This window comes from Streptomyces sp. PKU-EA00015, from assembly GCF_013387495.1.
In the GTDB taxonomy this organism is placed as follows: Bacteria; Actinomycetota; Actinomycetes; order Streptomycetales; family Streptomycetaceae; genus Streptomyces.
On record NZ_JABZEE010000031.1, the window covers coordinates 13,290 to 30,586 of the forward strand.

Consider the following 17,297-nt stretch of genomic DNA (forward strand, 5'->3'; position numbering starts at 1 on the left):
TGACGTCATGGTCACCGTCGCCCAGCCCCGCAGTCGCCTGTCCGCCTCGCCCCGGCGTCCGCTCGCGGTGCGGCTGCCGTCCGTCAGGGAGCTCGGCCCGAACTGGTACGCGGCGGTCATGGGAACCGCGATCGTCGGCACGGCCGGCGACGCGCTTCCGGTGCGCGTTCCGGGACTGCACACCGTGTGCGCCGCCGTGTGGGCGCTGTCGGCCGTGCTGCTGGCGGTTCTGCTGGCGGCCCGTGCCGCGCACTGGGTCCGTCACGGTGACCGGGCCCGCGCGCACCTGCTCGACCCGGCCGTCGCGCCGTTCTACGGCTGTCTGTCGATGGCGCTGCTGGCGGTCGGTGCGGGCGCGCTGACGGTGGGCCGTGGCCTGGTCGGCGGCCACGCGGCCCTGCCGGTCGCGGCGGCGCTGTTCGCGGTGGGGACGGCCGTGGGTCTCGTGGCCGCCGTGGCCGTGCCGTACCTCATGGTCGTGCGCCACAAGGTGACCCCGGGCAGTGCCTCGCCCGTGTGGCTGCTGCCGGTCGTGGCGCCGATGGTCTCCGCGTCCTTCGGGCCGCTTCTGGTGCCGCATCTGCCCGCCGGCCAGGGGCGGGAGGCGCTGCTGCTGGCGAGCTACGCCATGTTCGGGGTCAGCCTGCTGGCGACGCTGCTCATCCTGCCGGTCGTCTTCGCACGGCTCGTGCACCACGGCCCGCTGCCCCTGGCACTGACGCCCGCCCTGTTCCTGGTCCTCGGTCCGCTCGGCCAGTCGACGACCGCCGTGAACAAGCTGGCGGACGTGGCTCCGCGCGCGATCGAGGCGTCGTACGCGCACGGTCTCGGCGCGCTCGCCGTCGTGTACGGCGTGCCGGTGATGGGCTTCGCGCTGCTGTGGCTGGCGCTCGCCGGTGCGATGGTGGTGCGCGCCGCCCGTGCGGGGCTGCCGTTCACGATGAGCTGGTGGGCGTTCACCTTCCCGGTCGGCACGTGCGTGACGGGGGCGCAGACGCTGGCCCGCCACACGGGACTGGTGGCCTACGAGTGGCTGGCGATCGTCCTGTACGTCTTCCTCGCCGTGGCCTGGGCCGTGGCCGGTGTCCTCACCGTCCGGGGTGTGCTGCGCGGAGAGCTGCTCGCAGGGCGGCGCTGAGCACCCCGGGGGCGTCGACCAGGGAGGGCCCGTACCAGGTCAGCGAACGCCCGTCGACGAGGGCGGCGGGCAGGGACGGGAAGGCCTCGGGACCGTCGTCGGGGCCGAAGGCGTAGGGCTCGTCGGGCAGGACGACCAGGTCTGCGCCGCTCCCCCGCAGCTCGTCGAGCGGGATCCGCGGGTAGCGGTCGGCGTGGCCGGCGTAGACGTTGGCGACGCCGAGCCGGGCGAGCAGGTCCCCGGCGAAGGTGTCGCGGCCGAGCACCATCCAGGGCCTGCGCCAGATCGGGACGACGGCCCGCGCGCCTGCGACCGGCTCGACGGACGACCAGACCCGCCGGGCCTCGTCGAGCCAGCGCGGCCGGGCGAGGCCGCAGCCGTCGACGAGGACGCGCTCCAGCTCGCTCAGCGCCTGGTCCAGGCCGCGCACCTCGGTGACCATGACCTCGATCCCCGCCGCGCGCAGTGCCGCGAGATCGGGCTCCCGGTTCTCCTCCTCGTTGGCGACCACGAGGTCGGGCCGCAGCGCCGCGACGGCCGCCACGTCGGGGTTCTTGGTGCCGCCGACGCGTACGACGTCGAGGCCGGCGGGCCTGCTGCACCAGTCGGTGGCGCCGACCAGCAGCCCGGGCGCGGTCGCGGCGACGGCCTCGGTCAGCGAGGGCACCAGGGAGACGACGCGCACGCGGTCAGCCCCGCGGGTCGTTGTTCGCCGCGATGTGGTCGGCGACCGCGACGACGAGGATGCGGGTGTCCGCGCTGGTGGCCCGCCAGCGGTGCCGCACGCCGCCGGACAGGAAGAGCGAGTCGCCGCGGCCGAGCCGGTGGGCGCGGCCCTCGGCCTCCACCTCGACGGCCCCCTCGGCCACGTACATCAGCTCGTCGTTGCGGTGCTGGAACTCGCCCTCGGTCTCGCGCTCGCCGCTGTACTCGGTGGCGTGCAGCTGGTGGCGGCCGCGCACCAGGGAGCGGACTCCCGGCGGCGGCGCGCCGGGGTGGGTGCTGTCCCCGGCGCGTACGAGGTCGATGGTGCGGGCCGAGTCGGAGGCGGCGAGCAGCGTCTCCGCCGTGGTGTCGAGGGCGTCGGCGACCCGCTGGAGGGAGCGGATGCTGGGGCGGGCGCGCTCGTTCTCGATCTGGCTGAGGAAGGGCACGGACAGGCCGCTGCGGGCCGCGACGGCGGCGAGGGTCAGACGCAGTGCCCGGCGCCGTTTGCGCACCGCCGCGCCCACGCGGAGAGGCTCTTCCCTCTCCTTGGCGTCCTTCGCGTCCTTCGCGTCCATGGGTCCGGGCTCCCCTCCCCTGGGTCCTGTATCACCATACGCAGCATTGGCCCATCCGTACTCATCGAGCGCTGGAGCAGCGCGATCACGACGGTCACGGCCGAAAGGGGTGGGTCCCCTGCCGGGCCGGCGGTGCGGCTCGGCGGGACCCACCCCTTTCGCGGGTGCGGCGGCGCGGTGACCTCGGGGCGATGCGGTCGGAGATGCCCGGGTTGGAGGTCGTCGAGGGAGTCCACTCCTTCGACGTACGAGGGGACGGCGAGCTCCAGTGACGTCGGCCCGTACCAGGATCCGAGGTCGGTGAGCTCATGTCCTTCACCCGCGGGAACCGGGCCACGTTCAGGGCGCGGTCGCGCTCGTCCTTGCCGCCTGCTTGCCGCCTGCGGTCTTGCCTGCCTTGCCGAGGGGGGTCCCACTTGTCGGCGAGGCAGGAGAGCACGCGTCCGGCGGTGGGCTCCAGCAGTCCGTTGAGCATGCGCAGCAGCGTGGACTTGCCGGATCCCGACGACGGGATTCGCTTCGGTTCCGCCCCCTGCCCGGGCCGAAAGGGCAAACGCAAAGGTGATCCACTTCACGGCGGAGGTGTCTTGCGGGGGCGGCGGGTCGCTGTCAGCGGGGTACGGCATCATCGTCGATGTGACGCGACGCCTGATGCTCCTCGACACCGCTTCCCTGTACTTCCGCGCCTACTACGGGGTCCCCGACTCGGTCCGGGCCCCCGACGGCACCCCGGTCAACGCGGTGCGCGGGCTGATGGACTTCATCGCACGGCTCGTGCAGGACCACCGCCCGGACGACCTGGTCGCCTGCTGGGACAACGACTGGCGGCCGCAGTGGCGGGTCGACCTCATCCCGACGTACAAGGCGCACCGGGTGGCCGAGGAGCACGAGGTGGGACCGGACGTCGAGGAGACGCCGGACACGCTGGATCCGCAGGTGCCGGTGATCCAGGAGGTGCTGGCGGCTGTGGGCATCGCGCGCGTCGGCGCCGACGGATACGAGGCGGACGACGTGATCGGCACGCTGACGGCGCGTGCCCCGGGGCCGGTCGACATCGTCACCGGCGACCGTGACCTCTTCCAGCTGGTCGACGACGCCCGCGAGCGGCGGGTGCTCTATCCGCTGAAGGGCGTCGGGACGCTGCAGGTGACGGACGAGGCGTGGCTGCGCGAGAAGTACGGCGTGGACGGGCCCGGGTATGTCGACCTCGCCCTGCTGCGCGGCGACCCGAGCGACGGGCTGCCGGGCGTGCCGGGCATCGGCGAGAAGACGGCGGCCAAGCTGCTCGACGCGTACGGCGACCTGGCCGGGATCATGGCGGCGGTCGACGACCGCACGTCGAAGCTGACGCCCTCGCAGCGCAAGCGGCTGGACGAGGCGCGGGCCTACGTCGCCGTGGCGCCGAAGGTCGTCAGGGTCGCCTCCGACGTGCCGCTGCCCGAGTTCGACGCGTCCCTGCCGAGCGCGCCGCGCGACCCGGGCGCGCTGAAGGAGCTGGCGGAGCGGTGGGGACTGGGCGGGGCGGTGGTACGGCTGCTGTCGGCGTTGGAGCGCTGAGTGCCGAGCCCGCGGAAGTGTTAGCTTAGGCAAGCCTAAGCATGCGCACACTTCCAGGGAGAGCACCGTGGCAGAGCGACCGGCCCGCAAGGCACCGAAGGTCCACGAGGCGAAGGTCGTGCGCACCGAGCGGCTGACGCCGCACATGGTGCGGGTGGTGCTGGGCCTCGACGTGTCGTCCTCGTTCGAGATCGGCGAGTACACCGACCACTACGTGAAGCTCGTCCTGCCGGCGGCCGGCGTGCGTTACCCGGAGCCGTTCGACATGGAGCGGATCCGCGAGGAGTTCCCGCGCGACCAGTGGCCCGCCAACCGCACGTACACCGTGCGGTACTGGGACGCGGTGCACCGCGAGCTGACCATCGACTTCGTCGTCCACGGCGACGAGGGCCTCGCGGGGCCGTGGGCGGCGCGTGCCCGCGTCGGCGAGACGGTGCGCTTCCTGGGCCCGGGCGGCGGTTACGCCCCCGCGCCCACGGCCGACTGGCACCTGCTGGCAGGCGACGAGAGCGCGCTCCCCGCGATCGCCGTGGCGCTCGAGCAGATGCCGGCCGGCGCGGTGGGGCACGCCTTCCTGGAGGTGGCCGGCCCGGAGGACGAACAGAAGATCGCCGCGCCCGGCGGCGTGGAGATCACCTGGCTGCACCGCGGCGACCGCCCGGCGGGCGAGGCGCTGGTGGCCGCGGTGGCGGCGCTGGACTTCCCGGAGGGCGAGGTCAGCGCGTTCGTGCACGGCGAGGCGGGCTGCGTGAAGGAACTGCGCCGCCAACTGCGCGTGGAACGCGGCGTCCCGCGCGAGCAGTTGTCGATCTCGGGCTACTGGCGCCTGGGCAAGTCGGACGAGGCGTGGCGCGCGATCAAGCGTGAGTGGAACGATCAGGTGGAGCGCGAACAGGAGCGGGCGGCCTAGCCCCAGGCCGGTTCGGGCCCGCGCGGATGCGCGGGGGTCATGTTCAGCGGTGTGGTCCGCCGCCTGCGCCGGGTGGCCGGAGGGGGCCGTACCGAACGCACCGCCGGGGCTCCGCGCCGCGATGACCACCGCGCGAGGCGCGCGCCGCCGGTCCACGCACAGTGCCGCACACACCGCCGTGCCCCGGCGGTGAACGGCAGCCGCCGGGCGGTCCGCCTGCCCCCGGGCTAGGGCCTCTCGTTTTGATCATGCCGGGCTCGCGGGCCCTGGCACGCACGCTCGCCGCGTTGTCGTCGGTCGCCATGGCTCCGCCATTGTCTCCCTCCTCCGCCTTGCGATCGCACGCACCAGACCCTCCCCCTACGCCCTGCGGGCGTGGGGGGACCCCCACTCACTGATCCGGCCTGATCCAAACGAAAGACCCTAGTCCACGTACGTCTTCGCCGAGCGGTGCGTCTGGGCCAGGCGGCGCAGGGACGCCAGCATCGCGTCACCCAGGACCGTACCGACCACCACTCCCTCCACCAGGTCGTCCAGGCCCGCCCTGCCGGCCACGTACGCCAGGTCCGCGTCGGCCACCCGGTCGGCCGCGTCGGCGTAGTCGTCGAGCACCTCCGCGAACGCCCCATGGCCCACGCGGTCCAGTGCCGCCAGCGTCTCGGACAGGGCCGTGGCCGCAGGGTCGCCGACGTCGACCTGCCAGCCCCGCCGGGCGATCAGCCGTCCGACCTCGTCCCGTGCCCTCGCGAGTGACGCGTCGTCACCGCCGTGCGCGAACCGTGGGGTGATCCGATGCGCCGCCTCCCCCAGCACCTTGTGCACCGACCTGTCCGGGTCGTCGACCGCTGCGACCACTTCCCGGATCGCCGCCACGGACAACCCTCCGATGTCGAGCAGCGCCCGGATCAGGCGCAGCCTGCGTTCGTGCCGGTCGTCGTAGCTCGCCTGGTTCGGGCTGCTCAACTCGCCTGCGGGCAACAGCCCTTCCCGCACGTAGTACTTGATCGTGGGGACCGAGACCCCGGTCCTGCGGCTCAACTCACCGATACGCACCGCGCGTTCACCTTTCCGCCCTTGCCTTCACCGCACCCATCATAGATAGTCTCCCTATCAGATAGCGGAAAGCACTGCTATCCATAATCGCTTTGGGGGGTCTCCATGTCCACATGGACGTCGTGGCACAGGCCGCTGCTCGCGTTCGCTGCGTCGATGGCCGTGCTCACCGTCGTCTCGGCCGTCGGCCTGGCCGTCGACGACCGGGTCGTCGCCGGCGCGCCGGTCTGGTTCAAGCCGTTCAAGTTCTCGGTGTCGTTCGTCGCGTACGCGCTGTCCCTCGCCTGGATGCTGTCCCTGCTGCCCCGCTTCCGACGGGCCGGCTGGTGGGGCGGCACCGTCGTGGCCGTGACCAGCGCGATCGAGATGATCCTGATCACGGGCCAGGCGGCGCGCGGCAGGCGCAGCCACTTCAACAACGAAACGCCTTTCGACAAGGCCGTGTTCGACACCATGGCGGTGACGGTCGTCGTCCTGTGGGCCGCGACGCTGCTCATCGCCGCCCTGTTGTTCCGCGCGAAGCTCGCGGACCGCGCGTCCGCCTGGGCGATGCGGTGCGGCGCGGTGCTGGCACTGACCGGCGCCGCCCTCGGCTTCGTGATGGCGCAGCCCACCCCGGAGCAGCGGACACAGATGGAGCGGGGCACCGCCGATGTCGTCGGCGCCCATGGCGTCGGCGTCACGGACGGCGGCCCCTCGATGCCGCTGACGGGCTGGGAGACCACCGGCGGCGATCTGCGCATCGCGCACTTCGTGGGACTGCACGCCCTGCAGGTGCTGCCGTTCGCCCTGTTCCTGCTCGTCACCCTCGCCCCGCGCTTCACCCGCCTCGCCGACGAACGCGTACGCCTCCGCCTCGTCCTGGTCGCCTGCGGGACGTACGCCGCCGTGTTCGCCCTGGTGACGTGGCAGGCCCTGCGCGGTCAGGCCTTGATCCACCCCGACGGGGCGACGCTCGGCGCCGCCGCCGCGATCGTCGCCGCAGCTGCGGCGGGCACGTGGGCCGCCCTGCGCACGACACCCTCGGCAAGTCCTCCTGTCGGAGTGAGCGATTCCGCGCACGACGGCAACGAGCTCGTCGCATGACCGGCTTCCCCTTCGAGCTCTCCTTCTGGCCGGTGAGTGGAACGTGCTGCTCGGCCGGTGGATGTACTGGGAGGGCCGGCGCCTGGAGATCCACCCCTTGGTGACGAGCCCCCGGCTGGTGCTGACCGTCCTGCTGTCCCCGATCGGGCTGTTCGCCTCCCTGGCGCTGCGCGCGGCGCGCACGGCCCACGCGGCAGGAAGCGGCGCCACCGCCCCGGCGGCATCCGCGTCCTGACCCTCGGCGGCACGGCCGCAGCGGCCGCTCCTATGCTGACGCGATGGAGCAGCCCCCCGCCCCCTCGCGCCTGGACCGTGCCGTCGGTATCGTCGTCGGTTCGGCCGTCGGCGACGCCCTCGACGCGCCCTTCGAGTTCGGTGAACCGGGCGTGTACCGCGCCCACTTCGGGGACGGGCCTGGGGAGATGCGCGGAGGGGGCGGCTGGGATCCGGGCGAGGCGACGGACGACACGCACATGGCCGTACTCGTCGGCGAGTCGCTGCTCGAGCACGGCGGGGTGAACGGCCAGGACGTCTTCACGCGGTTCCAGAGGTGGGCCGCCGGCGATCCCAAGGACATCGGGCCCCAGACGGAACAGGTCCTCACCGGCGGGGACCCGTGGAACACGGCAGCGGCCCGGCATTTCCAGATGACGGGACACGCCGCCGGCAACGGAAGTCTGATGCGGGCCTCGACCTCCGCGGTCTTCTTCGCCGGGGCAGGCCGCTCGGCGACGATGGCCGCGGCGCGTGAGCTCTCGGCGCTCACACACGGCGACCGCGCCGCCTGGGAGGGCACAGCCGTGCTGCACGAGCTGATCCGCGTGGCCCTTGAGGGGGCCGACCCGCTGTCCGCCGTCCCTGAGGCGCTCACCCTGGTGGATCCCGGCCACCGTGACCGCTGGGCCGCGGTCCTCGCCCCTGACTGGCACCCTGGCCTCGCGACGGAGTTCAACGGCGCGGTGTGGCCCTGCCTCGGCTCGGCAGTGTGGGCGCTGCGCACCACGTCGTCGTTCGAGGCGTCGCTGGCGGCCGCGATCGATCTGGGCGGCGACACGGACACCGTCGCGGCGGTGACCGGCGCGCCGGCCGGCGCGGTCCACGGCATCGGGGCCGTACCCGCGCGCTGGACGCGGGTCCTGCACGTGCCGCTGCCGGGCTGGGGCGACCGGGTGCTACGGCTCGCCGGGCTCACCGAACTGGCCAGGTCGCTGGCCGGATTCCACGGGCGTGGACAGTCCGTCGGCCCCGGCGGATGATTGAACAAACAGGAGGAACAGGCACGAAAGGTGTGGTTCGCCATGTCCGAGCACCCCGACTGCGCCCTGGTCCGTAAGGGTTACGTAGCGTTCAGCGAAGGCGACCTGGAGACGCTGGGCACCTTGATGACGGCCGATGCGGTCTACCACGTTCCGGGCAACAACCTCCTCTCCGGACACCACAAGGGACGCGAGGCCATCCTCGATCGCTTCCGCCGCATGGGCGAGGAGACCAACGGCACCATGCAGGTCCAGCTGGACGCGGTGCTCGCCGATGGCCGCGGACACGTCATGTCGTTCCACACGTCCCGTGCCGACCGGGGCGACCACGGCCTCGAGATCCGCCAGGGGCTGTTCTTCACGATCGTCGGCGGCAAGGTCACCGACATCGACGCGTGCACCGAGGACATCGACGAGGAGGACAGGTTCTGGAGCTGAGCCGGATGCGGCCGGGCCACCACCGTCGGGTGGGGGGCCCGGCCCCTGGTCTCAGCCGAACGCCCCTGGTCTCAGCCGACCGAGCTGTAGGCCACGACGCCCCGCAGCAGCGCGTCGACCGCCTTGCGGGCGTTCTTCGCGACGGTGCTGTTCTCGCGGGGCGCGGCCGCCGCTATCTGGCCGAGCACGTCGATGACCTGCTTGCACCAGCGCACGAAGTCTCCCGCAGGCATCTCCGCCTCGCGCAGCACCTCGTCGAGCCCCTTGTCGGACGCCCACTGGTACGCGGCCCAGGCGAAGCCGAGGTCCGGCTCGCGCTGCCCGACCCCCTCCGCCTGGTTGATCTTGAACTCCTCCTCCAAGGCGTCCAGCCGGCCCCAGATGCGGACCATCTCGGCCAGCGCGGTCTTCGCCCGGCCCGTCGGCACCTTGGGCGCCACCGCGTCGTCCGCCTGCCGCGCCTCGTAGACCAACGCGGATACGCAGGCAGCCAGTTCGGCCGGGTTGAGCCCCTCCCAGACCCGGTCGCGCAGGCATTCGCTCGCCAGCAGGTCCAGCTCGCCGTACAGCCGGGCGAGCCGCCGGCCGTGCTCGGTGACCTCGTTGCCCCGCAGGTAATCCATCTCGGTCAGCAGGGCCACGATCCGGTCGAAGGTCCGCGCGATCGTGTTCGTGCGCCCCTCGATCCGGCGCTCCAGCTGGCGGGTGTCGCGCTGGAGGCGGTGGTAGCGCTCGGCCCACCGGGCGTGGTCCTCACGCTCGTCGCAGCCGTGGCAGGGGTGGGCGCGCAACTCGGCACGCAGGCGCGTGATCTCACGGTCGTCCGCCGCGGGCGACCGCGACTTGCGGTGCCGGTCGGGGACGATGTGACCGGCCTTGGTGCGCAGGGCGGACGCCAGGTCGCGTCGTGACTGCGGGGAACGGGCGTTGAACGACCTCGGGATGCGCATCCGCTCCAGCGCCTCGACGGGCACCGGGAAATCTATGGACGCCAGGCGCTTGACCTGGCGCTCGGCCGTGAGCACCAGCGGGCGCGGCCCGTCGTGGTATTCGAAGCCGCCGCGGTGTCCGTTGGTCCGGCCCGCGGGCAGCCCCGGGTCCAGCACCAGCGCGAGGCCCGCGAACTTGCCGGTCGGGACGTGGATGACGTCTCCCGGCTTGAGCTTCTCCAGCGAGGCGGCCGCCGCCGCCCTGCGCTGGGCGGCGCCCTGCTTGGCCAGCTCCGTCTCGCGGTCCTTGAGGTCGCGGCGCAGCCGCGCGTACTCCTCGAAGTCGCCGAGGTGGCACGTCATGCCCTCCCGGTAGCCGTGCAGGCCCTCCTCGTTTCGCTGGACCTGGCGGGAGATGCCGACCACCGACCGGTCCGCCTGGAACTGCGCGAACGACGTCTCCAGCAGCTCGCGCGAGCGGTGCCGGCCGAACTGGTGCACCAGGTTGACCGCCATGTTGTACGACGGCTTGAAGCTGGAACGCAGCGGATACGTACGGGTGCCGGCGAGTCCGGCGAGCGCCTCCGGGTCCATGGCGCGCTGCCACAGGACCACGGCGTGCCCCTCGACGTCGATGCCGCGCCGGCCGGCCCGGCCGGTCAACTGGGTGTACTCGCCGGGGGTGATGTCCGCGTGCTGCTCGCCGTTCCACTTGACGAGCTTCTCCAACACCACCGAGCGGGCAGGCATGTTGATGCCGAGCGCCAGCGTCTCCGTGGCGAAAACGGCCTTCACCAGGCCCTGTACGAACAGCTCCTCCACGACCTCCTTGAAGGTCGGCAGCATGCCCGCGTGGTGGGCGGCGATACCGCGCTCCAGACCTTCGAGCCACTCGTAGTAGCCGAGGACGTGGAGGTCCTCGGTGGGGATGGTGGCCGTGCGCTGCTCGACGATCTCGCGCACCCTGCCGCGCGCCTCGTCGTCGTTGAGCCGAAGGCCCGCGTACAGGCACTGCTGCACGGCGGCCTCACAGGCCGCGCGGCTGAAGATGAACGTGATGGCGGGCAGCAGTCCTTCGGCGTCCAGCCGGTCGATGACCTCGGGCCGGCCGGGCGTCCAGATGCGGCTGCGCTGGCGCCGCTCGCGCTCGCGGTCGGCCTCGCGGACCATCTTCCCGCGGCGCCGGTCGCGGGGGTTGTACGTGCGCTGGTTCTCCATGCGGGCCAGACGCACCAGGTCTGGATTGACCTCGCGCCTGCTCCGGCCCCGGCCGCCGTGGTCGGTGCCCTCCTCGAAGAGGTCGTACATCCGGCGGCCGGCCATGACGTGCTGCCACAGCGGGACGGGGCGCTCCTCGGAGACGATCACCTCGGTGTCGCCGCGCACGGTGTCCAGCCAGTCGCCGAACTCCTCCGCGTTGGACACCGTCGCGGACAGTGACACGAGCGTCACGGACTCGGGGAGGTGGATGATCACTTCCTCCCAGACGGCACCGCGGAAGCGGTCGGAGAGGTAGTGGACCTCGTCCATGACCACGTAGCCCAGGCCCCTGAGCGACTGGGAGCCCGCGTACAGCATGTTCCTCAGGACCTCGGTGGTCATGACGACCACGGGCGCCTCGGAGTTGACGCTGTTGTCCCCGGTGAGGAGGCCGACCTTCTCCGCGCCGTAGCGCCTGACGAGATCCGCGTACTTCTGGTTGGAGAGGGCCTTGATGGGCGTGGTGTAGAAGCATTTGCGGCCCTGCGCGAGGGCGAGGTGGACGGCGAACTCGCCGACGATGGTCTTGCCGGAGCCGGTGGGTGCGGCGACGAGCACGCCCTTGCCCGCCTCCAGGGCCTGGCATGCCTCGATCTGGAACGGGTCGAGGTCGAAGTCGTACAACGCGCGGAAGGGGGCCAGCGCGGTGGCCTCCTCAGCAGCGCGGACGCGTGCGGCGGCATAGCGCTCGGCGGGAGAGAGATCCTCGGTCATCTTGCTCATGAGCCTACCCGCCCCCTCTGACAGTGAGCGGATCTTTATATGACGGGCGCACCTACCCCTCGGCCTACCCGCGCCGGGCGCCGTTTGCACACGACGAGGGGCCGGGGATTTCTCCCCGGCCCCTCACTGTACGTGCGTCCATGACTACGGATCAGGTGACGTCGTCGTATCCGTTGAGCCGGTTCGAGCGGCCGCCGTCGGCGTCGCCGGTGGCCTGCTCGGGCAGCGCGCGGGAGGCCGGGACCGTCTCGACCTCTCCGATCTCCGACGGGGTCAGATCGAGCTCGGACGCCTCGTCGTCGTCGAGCCCGGCATCGGGGTCGTTGCGGCGCCTGCGGCGGTCGTTGAGGAGCGAGAAGCCGACGGCGACGAAGTAGAGCAGGATGATCGGCCCGGACAGCGCCACCATGCCCAGCGGGTCGGTGGAGGGCGTGGCGATCGCGCCGAAGACGAAGATGCCCATGACGGCGCCCCGCCACCAGCCGAGCATGCGCCGGCCGGTCACGATGCCCGTCAGGTTCAGCATGATCAGCAGGAGCGGCAGCTCGAAGGAGAAGCCGAAGATCAGCACCATCCGGACGGTGAAGTCAAGGATCTTGTCGACGCTGAGCAGGTTCTCCGCCGGGGCCGGGGTGATGGAGAGCAGCACCTTCATGCTCACCGGCATGATCAGGTAGGCGAAGTAGACGCCCAGGGCGAACAACGGGGCCGCGGCGGCGGCGAAGTAGTAGCTGTACTTCTTCTCGTTCTTGTGCAGGCCCGGGGCCACGAAGGCCCACAACTGGTAGAGCCAGACCGGGCAGGAGACGACGATGCCCGCCATCAGCACCACCTTGACCGTCGTGGTGAACGGCGACAGCAGGTCGGTGTAGACGACGGTGGCGCACACCCCGCCGGTCTTCGGGCCGTCGTTCCCGCACTCCGGCACGGGCGAGGTGAGGAACTCCATCAGCTCCTGGCTGTAGGCCACCGCGACGGCCGAGGCGATGATGATCGCCAGCATGGCCTTCGCGAGCCTGTTGCGGAGCTCACGCAGATGGTCCGCGAGCGGCATCCGCCCCTCGGGGTCCTTCTCCTTCTCATTCGAGCGGGCAGACTTGAGCAACCCACGTCCTCATCTCGTGCGGCAGGCCACCATCGAACGGCCTTGGGTCAGCGCTGGGGGGTGTCGGTGGGCTCGGTCACAGGGCGAGCGCTGGAGACATCGCCGGGTGCGGCCTGGATCGTGCGGGGCGCGGTCTGACCCTGCGCCGGGTCCTTGGGCTCCGCGGGCGTCGCCGCGGGCTGGCTCTCCGACTTCATCGCCTTGGCCTCGCTCTTGAGGATGCGGGCGGACTTGCCCAGCGAACGAGCCATGTCGGGGAGCTTCTTGGCCCCGAACAGAAGAAGGATGAGCAGCGCGATGATGATGAGCTCGGTGGGGCCGATCTGTCGGAACATAACTGTCTCTACCTTCTCACCGAGGCGGCTTGGGGCTCTTGGCTTCGGGCCACCTCGGACTGACGTCCGAAGCGACTCGGCAGCGATCGTAACTCGGACCGGTAAACGCAGGGCAATCCCTGTGCATACACCCGCCAGCGGTCGGCGCCTCATCTCCGGTGCCGCCATCAGCAGCGTACCGCCCTGATCAGCCCCGCAGCAGGGTGCGTCCGTGATCTCCGGCCGCCTTCGCCGGGCGGCTCAGCGCAGCGTCTTCCCGGTCTGCGCGAGGGATGTCGCCGCCCGCTCCAGGTCCTCGGCCGCCCGGTCGATCCGCTCGGCGGTGCGGGCGACCTCACGGCCCAGGCGCTGGGCCTCGACGAAGACCTTGATACCGAGGACCCCCAGGACGGCGACGCCGAGGAATCCGAGGGCGATGGCGAGCATGGGCCAGAACATGCGACGAGCCTAGACCGTCCTCAGCCGGTGCTGTGCAGGCGCAGGGTCCGCACGCCGCCGCCGGTCAGCAGCTCGACGATGCGCTCACCGGCCGGCTTGCGGACGGCGGAGCCGCACTCGGGGCAGGTGAACGAGTAGAAGGTGGTACGGCGGCTGCCGCCGATCGCCAGCCGCAGCGCGCCCGCGGACAGCTCGAAGCGCGCCCGGCAGTCGGGGCAGGCCGCCTTGAAGAGGACCGGCGCGACGGCGGCGGGGATCTGGGGCATCACAGTCATGGGCGCCGTACTCCTTCGTCCCGTCCGTCGTCCTGGCCGTCATAGGCGGCGAGCGCGTCCTGTGCCGCCGACCTCGCGCTGGCCGCGAGCTCCGGCGGGGAGACGATCCGCCCGTCGCGGCCGAGCCGCAGTGCGAGCCTGCGCAGGGAGGCGGGCGCCGGTGTGCGCAGGATGATGCGCAGTCCCCCGTCGGCGAGCTCCTCGGCGCTGTCGTGCGGGTAGTACTCGGCGACCCAGCGTCCGCCGGGGCCGACCTCGACGATCACCTCGGGGTCGTCGGCGGAGGGCTGCACGAGTCCTTCGGACAGGTCGCGCAGTTCGATCTCGGGCGGCGCGGCCGGGGCGTCGAGGAGCCGGATCTCGGCCACCCGGTCCAGCCGGAAGGTCCGGCGCGCCTCGGAGAGGCGGCACCACGCCTCCATGTACGTGTGGCCGACGGCGAAGAGGCGGATGGGGTCGACCTCGCGCTCGGTGAGCTCGTCGCGCGCCGGCGAGTAGTAGCGCAGCCACAGCCGGCGGCGCTCGGAGATGGCCCGGTCGACGTCGGCGAAGACGCCGCCTTCGGACTCGAACGTCACCGACAGCCTGGAGCTCGCTCCGGCGGCCTCGCCGGCGGCGCCCTCGATCTTCGCGGTGGCCCGCAGCAGCGCGTCCCGGTCACCCTCCCGCAGGCCGGGCAGGGTGGCGACGGCCCTCGCCGCCACGAGGAGCGCGGTCGCCTCGTCGGCGGCCAGGCGCAGCGGCTCGGCAGTGGACTCGCCGGACGCGTCGGGGTTGCGCCACCAGATGCGCTCGCCGTCGGTGTCGATGTCCAGCAGGTCGCCGCCGCGGAAGCTCGTCCCGCACATGGGCAGGACGTCGAGGTCGGAGATCAGCTCGTCCTCGCTGATGCCGAAGGCGCGGGCGACGTCGGCGATGCGCGCGCCGGGGCGCTCCCGCAGATACGTCACCAGCGACAGCATGCGCCGGGTCTGGTCGATGGCGTTCGCGGCCATGGTCCTCGAGTCCCCCTCAGCCCTTGGCCACGGCACGCAGCCGGTCCACCACGTCGGCCCGCAGGTCCGCGGGCTCCAGCACGACGACGTCCGGGCCGAACTCGACGAGCCAGGCGTCCAGTCCGTGTCCGTACGGAATCTCCAACTCGTCCCAGCCGTCGCCGAGTTCCCGTACTGCGGTGGCACGTGAGCGCAACGGGTAGCCGCAGCCGGACCGCAGCCGGATCCGGGCGGAGCGGGTCGCGGTCTCCCCCGCCCAGCTCTCGACGGTCTCCCGTACGGTGACGACGTCGGGCACGGGCACGGTGAACGCGCCGGACCGCGAGGAGCGGACCCTGCCGCTGATCCGGGACAGCCTGAAGACCCGCTCGGCCCCGCGCTCCCGGTCGTATCCGGCGAGGTACCAGTGGCCGCGCCAGCATTCGAGGGCCCACGGCTCGACATGGCGCTGCTCGGGCTGTGCGGCGTTGGCCTTGCGGTAGTCGAACAGGACCGGACGGCGGTCGCGGCAGGCGAGCATCAGCGGCTCGAACGCGGACTCGTGGACGGGGATGCGGGGTTCGAGGGCGCTGTGGTGCGCCTCGTAGGCGTCCTCGGTCTCGGGCATGCCGGCCGCGCGCAGCTTCTGCAGGGCGCCGCTCGCGGCGCCGGCGAGGCGGGCCTGCTGCCACACCTTGGCGGCCAGGCCCAGGGCGGCGGCCTCCTCGGCGTCGAGGGTGATCGGGGGCAGACGGTTGCTGTCGCGGCGGGCGAGGTAGCCGATGTCGCCGTCGAGGGACTCCACCGTCTCGATGACCAGGCCGAGTTCGCGCAGATCGTCCTTGTCGCGCTCGAACATCCGGTTGAAGGAGTCGTCGGAGCCGGCCTCCAGGTACGCCTCGATGGACCCGCGCAGCTCGCGCTTGCTGAGCGGGCGCCGGGTCCCGAGCAGACACAGCGCGAGATTCATCAGCCGCTCGGCCTTGGCAATGGCCATCGACGCCCTTCACCTCATCTGATGGAGTCCTTACGCCCGTCGACCGTACCGCCCCCGGGTGTCCGGACAAAAGCGAGGGCCCGTGCCTGGGTCCCCGGACGCAGTCCGGGGAAGGCACGGGCCCTCGTCACGCTGTGCAGTGCTGCGGAACGCTCCGTCAGGCGGCGACCAGGTCGCAGACGAAGATCAGCGTCTCGCCGGGGGCGATGCGGCCGCCGCCGGCGCCGCGGTCGCCGTAGGCCAGGTGCGCGGGGATGGTCAGCTGGCGACGGCCGCCGACCTTCATGCCCTGAACGCCCTGGTCCCAGCCCGCGATGACCTGGCCGGCGCCGAGCTGGAACTGCAGCGGCGTGCCGCGGTTCCACGAGGCGTCGAACTCCTCGCCGGTGGAGAAGGCCACGCCCACGTAGTGGACGGAGACGGTGTCGCCCGCCTTGGCCTCCGGGCCGTCGCCCTCCCAGATGTCCTTGATCTCCAGGTCGGCCGGCGGCTCGCCGCCCGGGAAGTCGATCTCGGGCTTATCGATGCTCACGGATGTCGCTCCTTGCGTTCTTCGTGCGAGTCAACCGGGACAGTCTTACAGAACTGCCAGGATGTCGACGGAGAAGACCAGCGTGGACTTGGCGGGGATGCCCTGCTGCTCCTGGTCGCCGTAGGCCATGTCCGGCGGCACGACCAGCAGGACGCGGCTGCCGGCCTTCTTGCCCTCCAGGCCCTTCTGCCAGCCCGGAATCACCTGCGCCAGCGGGAAGTTGACGGGCGCTCCGCCCCTGGCGTAGCTGCTGTCGAATTCCTTGCCGGTCTTCCACAGGACGCCCTTGTACTGGACGGCCACCGTGTCGCTCGCCTTCACCGCGGGTCCGGTGCCCTCGATGATGTAGTTGGACACGAGCTTGGCCGGCGCGTCCTTCTTGGGCACGGTGATGGAGGGCGCCTTGCCGTCGGTGTTGGTGCCGACCTTGGGCAGGTCGATGTTGTCCTGGGCGACCTCGCTGCCCTTGGCGGTGGCCGGCAGGCTGGTGCCCTTGACGATGTCCATCACGAACACGAGCGTCGCGTTGGCCGGGATCTCGCCCTGGCCCTGGGCCCCGTAACCGAGCTCCGGCGGGATGGAGACCTCGATCCGGCTGCCGACCTTCTGGCCGTCCAGGGCCTTCTGCCAGCCCTCGATGACACCGCCGCCACCGATCGTGACCGCGAAGGGCTCACCGCGGTCGAAGCTGTTGTCGAACGGCTTGTCGCCGTCCCACAGCTGCCCGAGGTAGTCGACCTTGGCGAGGTCGCCCTTCTTCAGGGCCGGGCCGTCACCCTCGCTGATGACGTTGACCTTCAGGTCCTTGGGCGGCTTGCCCTCGCCCTTGGCAAGGGTCGGCTTCTCGCCGAACTTCTTGCCGGCGGTGATCGTGGGCAGCCCGTTCGTCATCGAGACGGCAGAGGTGGAAGCGGAATCGGAGTCCTTGTCTTCGCTGCCGCAAGCCGCTGTCGACAACAGCAGCAGGGGCACGACGAGAAGGCCGGCAAGTCGGCGCACGTGTTCCTC

The 17,297-nt window shown here is 71.8% G+C and carries 19 protein-coding genes and 1 pseudogene; 7 read left to right on the plus strand and 13 right to left on the minus strand.

Translation table 11 applies throughout. From position 1 onward, the window contains the following. Positions 1-7: 7 nt before the first annotated feature. The gene (locus HW130_RS19875; protein ID WP_177150991.1) at positions 8-1,138 is read left to right on the plus strand and encodes a TDT family transporter; all 1,131 of its coding nucleotides are present in this window, start codon (positions 8-10) and stop codon (positions 1,136-1,138) included. Here the strand turns inward: HW130_RS19875 and HW130_RS19880 are convergent. From HW130_RS19880 to HW130_RS19890, 3 genes and pseudogenes are all read right to left on the minus strand, one after another. After that, the gene (locus HW130_RS19880) at positions 1,089-1,823 is read right to left on the minus strand and encodes a helical backbone metal receptor (protein WP_177150992.1); all 735 of its coding nucleotides are present in this window, start codon (positions 1,821-1,823) and stop codon (positions 1,089-1,091) included. The two genes, HW130_RS19875 and HW130_RS19880, sit on opposite strands and share 50 nt — an antisense overlap. A 4-nt stretch (positions 1,824-1,827) precedes the next feature. After that, on the minus strand, positions 1,828-2,421 hold the full coding sequence (locus tag HW130_RS19885) for a helix-turn-helix domain-containing protein (RefSeq protein WP_177150993.1): 594 nt from the start codon (positions 2,419-2,421) through the stop codon (positions 1,828-1,830). Between the two features lie 433 nt (positions 2,422-2,854). Beyond that, positions 2,855-2,926, minus strand: a pseudogene (locus HW130_RS19890) (ATP-binding cassette domain-containing protein); the annotation flags it as partial. Between the two features lie 146 nt (positions 2,927-3,072). Here HW130_RS19890 and HW130_RS19895 point away from each other — a divergent pair. Beyond that, positions 3,073-3,978 (plus strand): 5'-3' exonuclease, encoded by a 906-nt coding sequence (locus HW130_RS19895; RefSeq protein WP_177151038.1) that lies wholly within the window; start codon positions 3,073-3,075, stop codon positions 3,976-3,978. A gap of 67 nt (positions 3,979-4,045) precedes the next feature. Next, entirely contained in the window at positions 4,046-4,888 is an 843-nt protein-coding gene (locus HW130_RS19900; RefSeq protein WP_177150994.1) for a siderophore-interacting protein, read from the plus strand. Between the two features lie 423 nt (positions 4,889-5,311). On the opposite strand, the gene HW130_RS19905 is transcribed toward HW130_RS19900, so the two are convergent. Then, complete coding sequence (locus HW130_RS19905; protein ID WP_177150995.1) at positions 5,312-5,941, minus strand: MerR family transcriptional regulator; 630 nt, start codon at positions 5,939-5,941, stop codon at positions 5,312-5,314. A gap of 105 nt (positions 5,942-6,046) precedes the next feature. Here HW130_RS19905 and HW130_RS19910 point away from each other — a divergent pair, with 105 nt between their 5' ends. Genes HW130_RS19910 through HW130_RS19925 form a run of 4 tightly spaced genes read left to right on the plus strand, consistent with a single transcriptional unit; the run spans position 6,047 to position 8,721 of the window. After that, the gene (locus HW130_RS19910) at positions 6,047-7,027 is read left to right on the plus strand and encodes a hypothetical protein (RefSeq protein ID WP_177150996.1); all 981 of its coding nucleotides are present in this window, start codon (positions 6,047-6,049) and stop codon (positions 7,025-7,027) included. A gap of 43 nt (positions 7,028-7,070) precedes the next feature. After that, entirely contained in the window at positions 7,071-7,262 is a 192-nt protein-coding gene (locus tag HW130_RS19915; RefSeq protein WP_309140493.1) for an abscisic acid-deficient protein Aba4 family protein, read from the plus strand. A gap of 43 nt (positions 7,263-7,305) precedes the next feature. Then, entirely contained in the window at positions 7,306-8,283 is a 978-nt protein-coding gene (locus HW130_RS19920; protein WP_177150997.1) for an ADP-ribosylglycohydrolase family protein, read from the plus strand. A gap of 42 nt (positions 8,284-8,325) precedes the next feature. Next, on the plus strand, positions 8,326-8,721 hold the full coding sequence (locus HW130_RS19925; protein ID WP_177150998.1) for a nuclear transport factor 2 family protein: 396 nt from the start codon (positions 8,326-8,328) through the stop codon (positions 8,719-8,721). 71 nt (positions 8,722-8,792) lie between these two features. Here HW130_RS19925 and HW130_RS19930 read toward each other — a convergent pair whose 3' ends face one another. From HW130_RS19930 to HW130_RS19970, 9 genes are all read right to left on the minus strand, one after another. Beyond that, positions 8,793-11,624 (minus strand): RNA helicase, encoded by a 2,832-nt coding sequence (locus tag HW130_RS19930; protein ID WP_177151040.1) that lies wholly within the window; start codon positions 11,622-11,624, stop codon positions 8,793-8,795. Positions 11,625-11,784: 160 nt separating this feature from the next. Beyond that, a complete protein-coding gene (tatC, locus tag HW130_RS19935) occupies positions 11,785-12,738 on the minus strand; it encodes a twin-arginine translocase subunit TatC (protein ID WP_177150999.1) in 954 nt (317 codons plus the stop codon). A gap of 47 nt (positions 12,739-12,785) precedes the next feature. Further along, a complete protein-coding gene (gene tatA, locus HW130_RS19940) occupies positions 12,786-13,073 on the minus strand; it encodes a Sec-independent protein translocase subunit TatA (protein ID WP_177151000.1) in 288 nt (95 codons plus the stop codon). 240 nt (positions 13,074-13,313) lie between these two features. Beyond that, positions 13,314-13,511, minus strand: coding sequence for a hypothetical protein (locus tag HW130_RS19945; RefSeq protein WP_177151001.1), 198 nt, complete (start codon positions 13,509-13,511; stop codon positions 13,314-13,316). A 20-nt stretch (positions 13,512-13,531) separates the two neighbouring features. Further along, positions 13,532-13,777, minus strand: a complete 246-nt coding sequence (locus HW130_RS19950) for a hypothetical protein (RefSeq protein ID WP_373429453.1) — start codon at positions 13,775-13,777, stop codon at positions 13,532-13,534. A 5-nt stretch (positions 13,778-13,782) separates the two neighbouring features. Then, positions 13,783-14,781 carry a YafY family protein gene (locus HW130_RS19955; protein ID WP_177151003.1) on the minus strand — a complete coding sequence of 333 codons (999 nt, stop codon included), beginning with the start codon at positions 14,779-14,781 and terminating at the stop codon, positions 13,783-13,785. A 16-nt stretch (positions 14,782-14,797) separates the two neighbouring features. After that, the gene (locus tag HW130_RS19960; RefSeq protein ID WP_177151004.1) at positions 14,798-15,757 is read right to left on the minus strand and encodes a YafY family protein; all 960 of its coding nucleotides are present in this window, start codon (positions 15,755-15,757) and stop codon (positions 14,798-14,800) included. Positions 15,758-15,914: 157 nt separating this feature from the next. After that, positions 15,915-16,289, minus strand: coding sequence for an FKBP-type peptidyl-prolyl cis-trans isomerase (locus tag HW130_RS19965; protein ID WP_177151005.1), 375 nt, complete (start codon positions 16,287-16,289; stop codon positions 15,915-15,917). 45 nt (positions 16,290-16,334) lie between these two features. After that, entirely contained in the window at positions 16,335-17,288 is a 954-nt protein-coding gene (locus tag HW130_RS19970; RefSeq protein ID WP_177151006.1) for an FKBP-type peptidyl-prolyl cis-trans isomerase, read from the minus strand. Positions 17,289-17,297 lie beyond the last annotated feature (9 nt).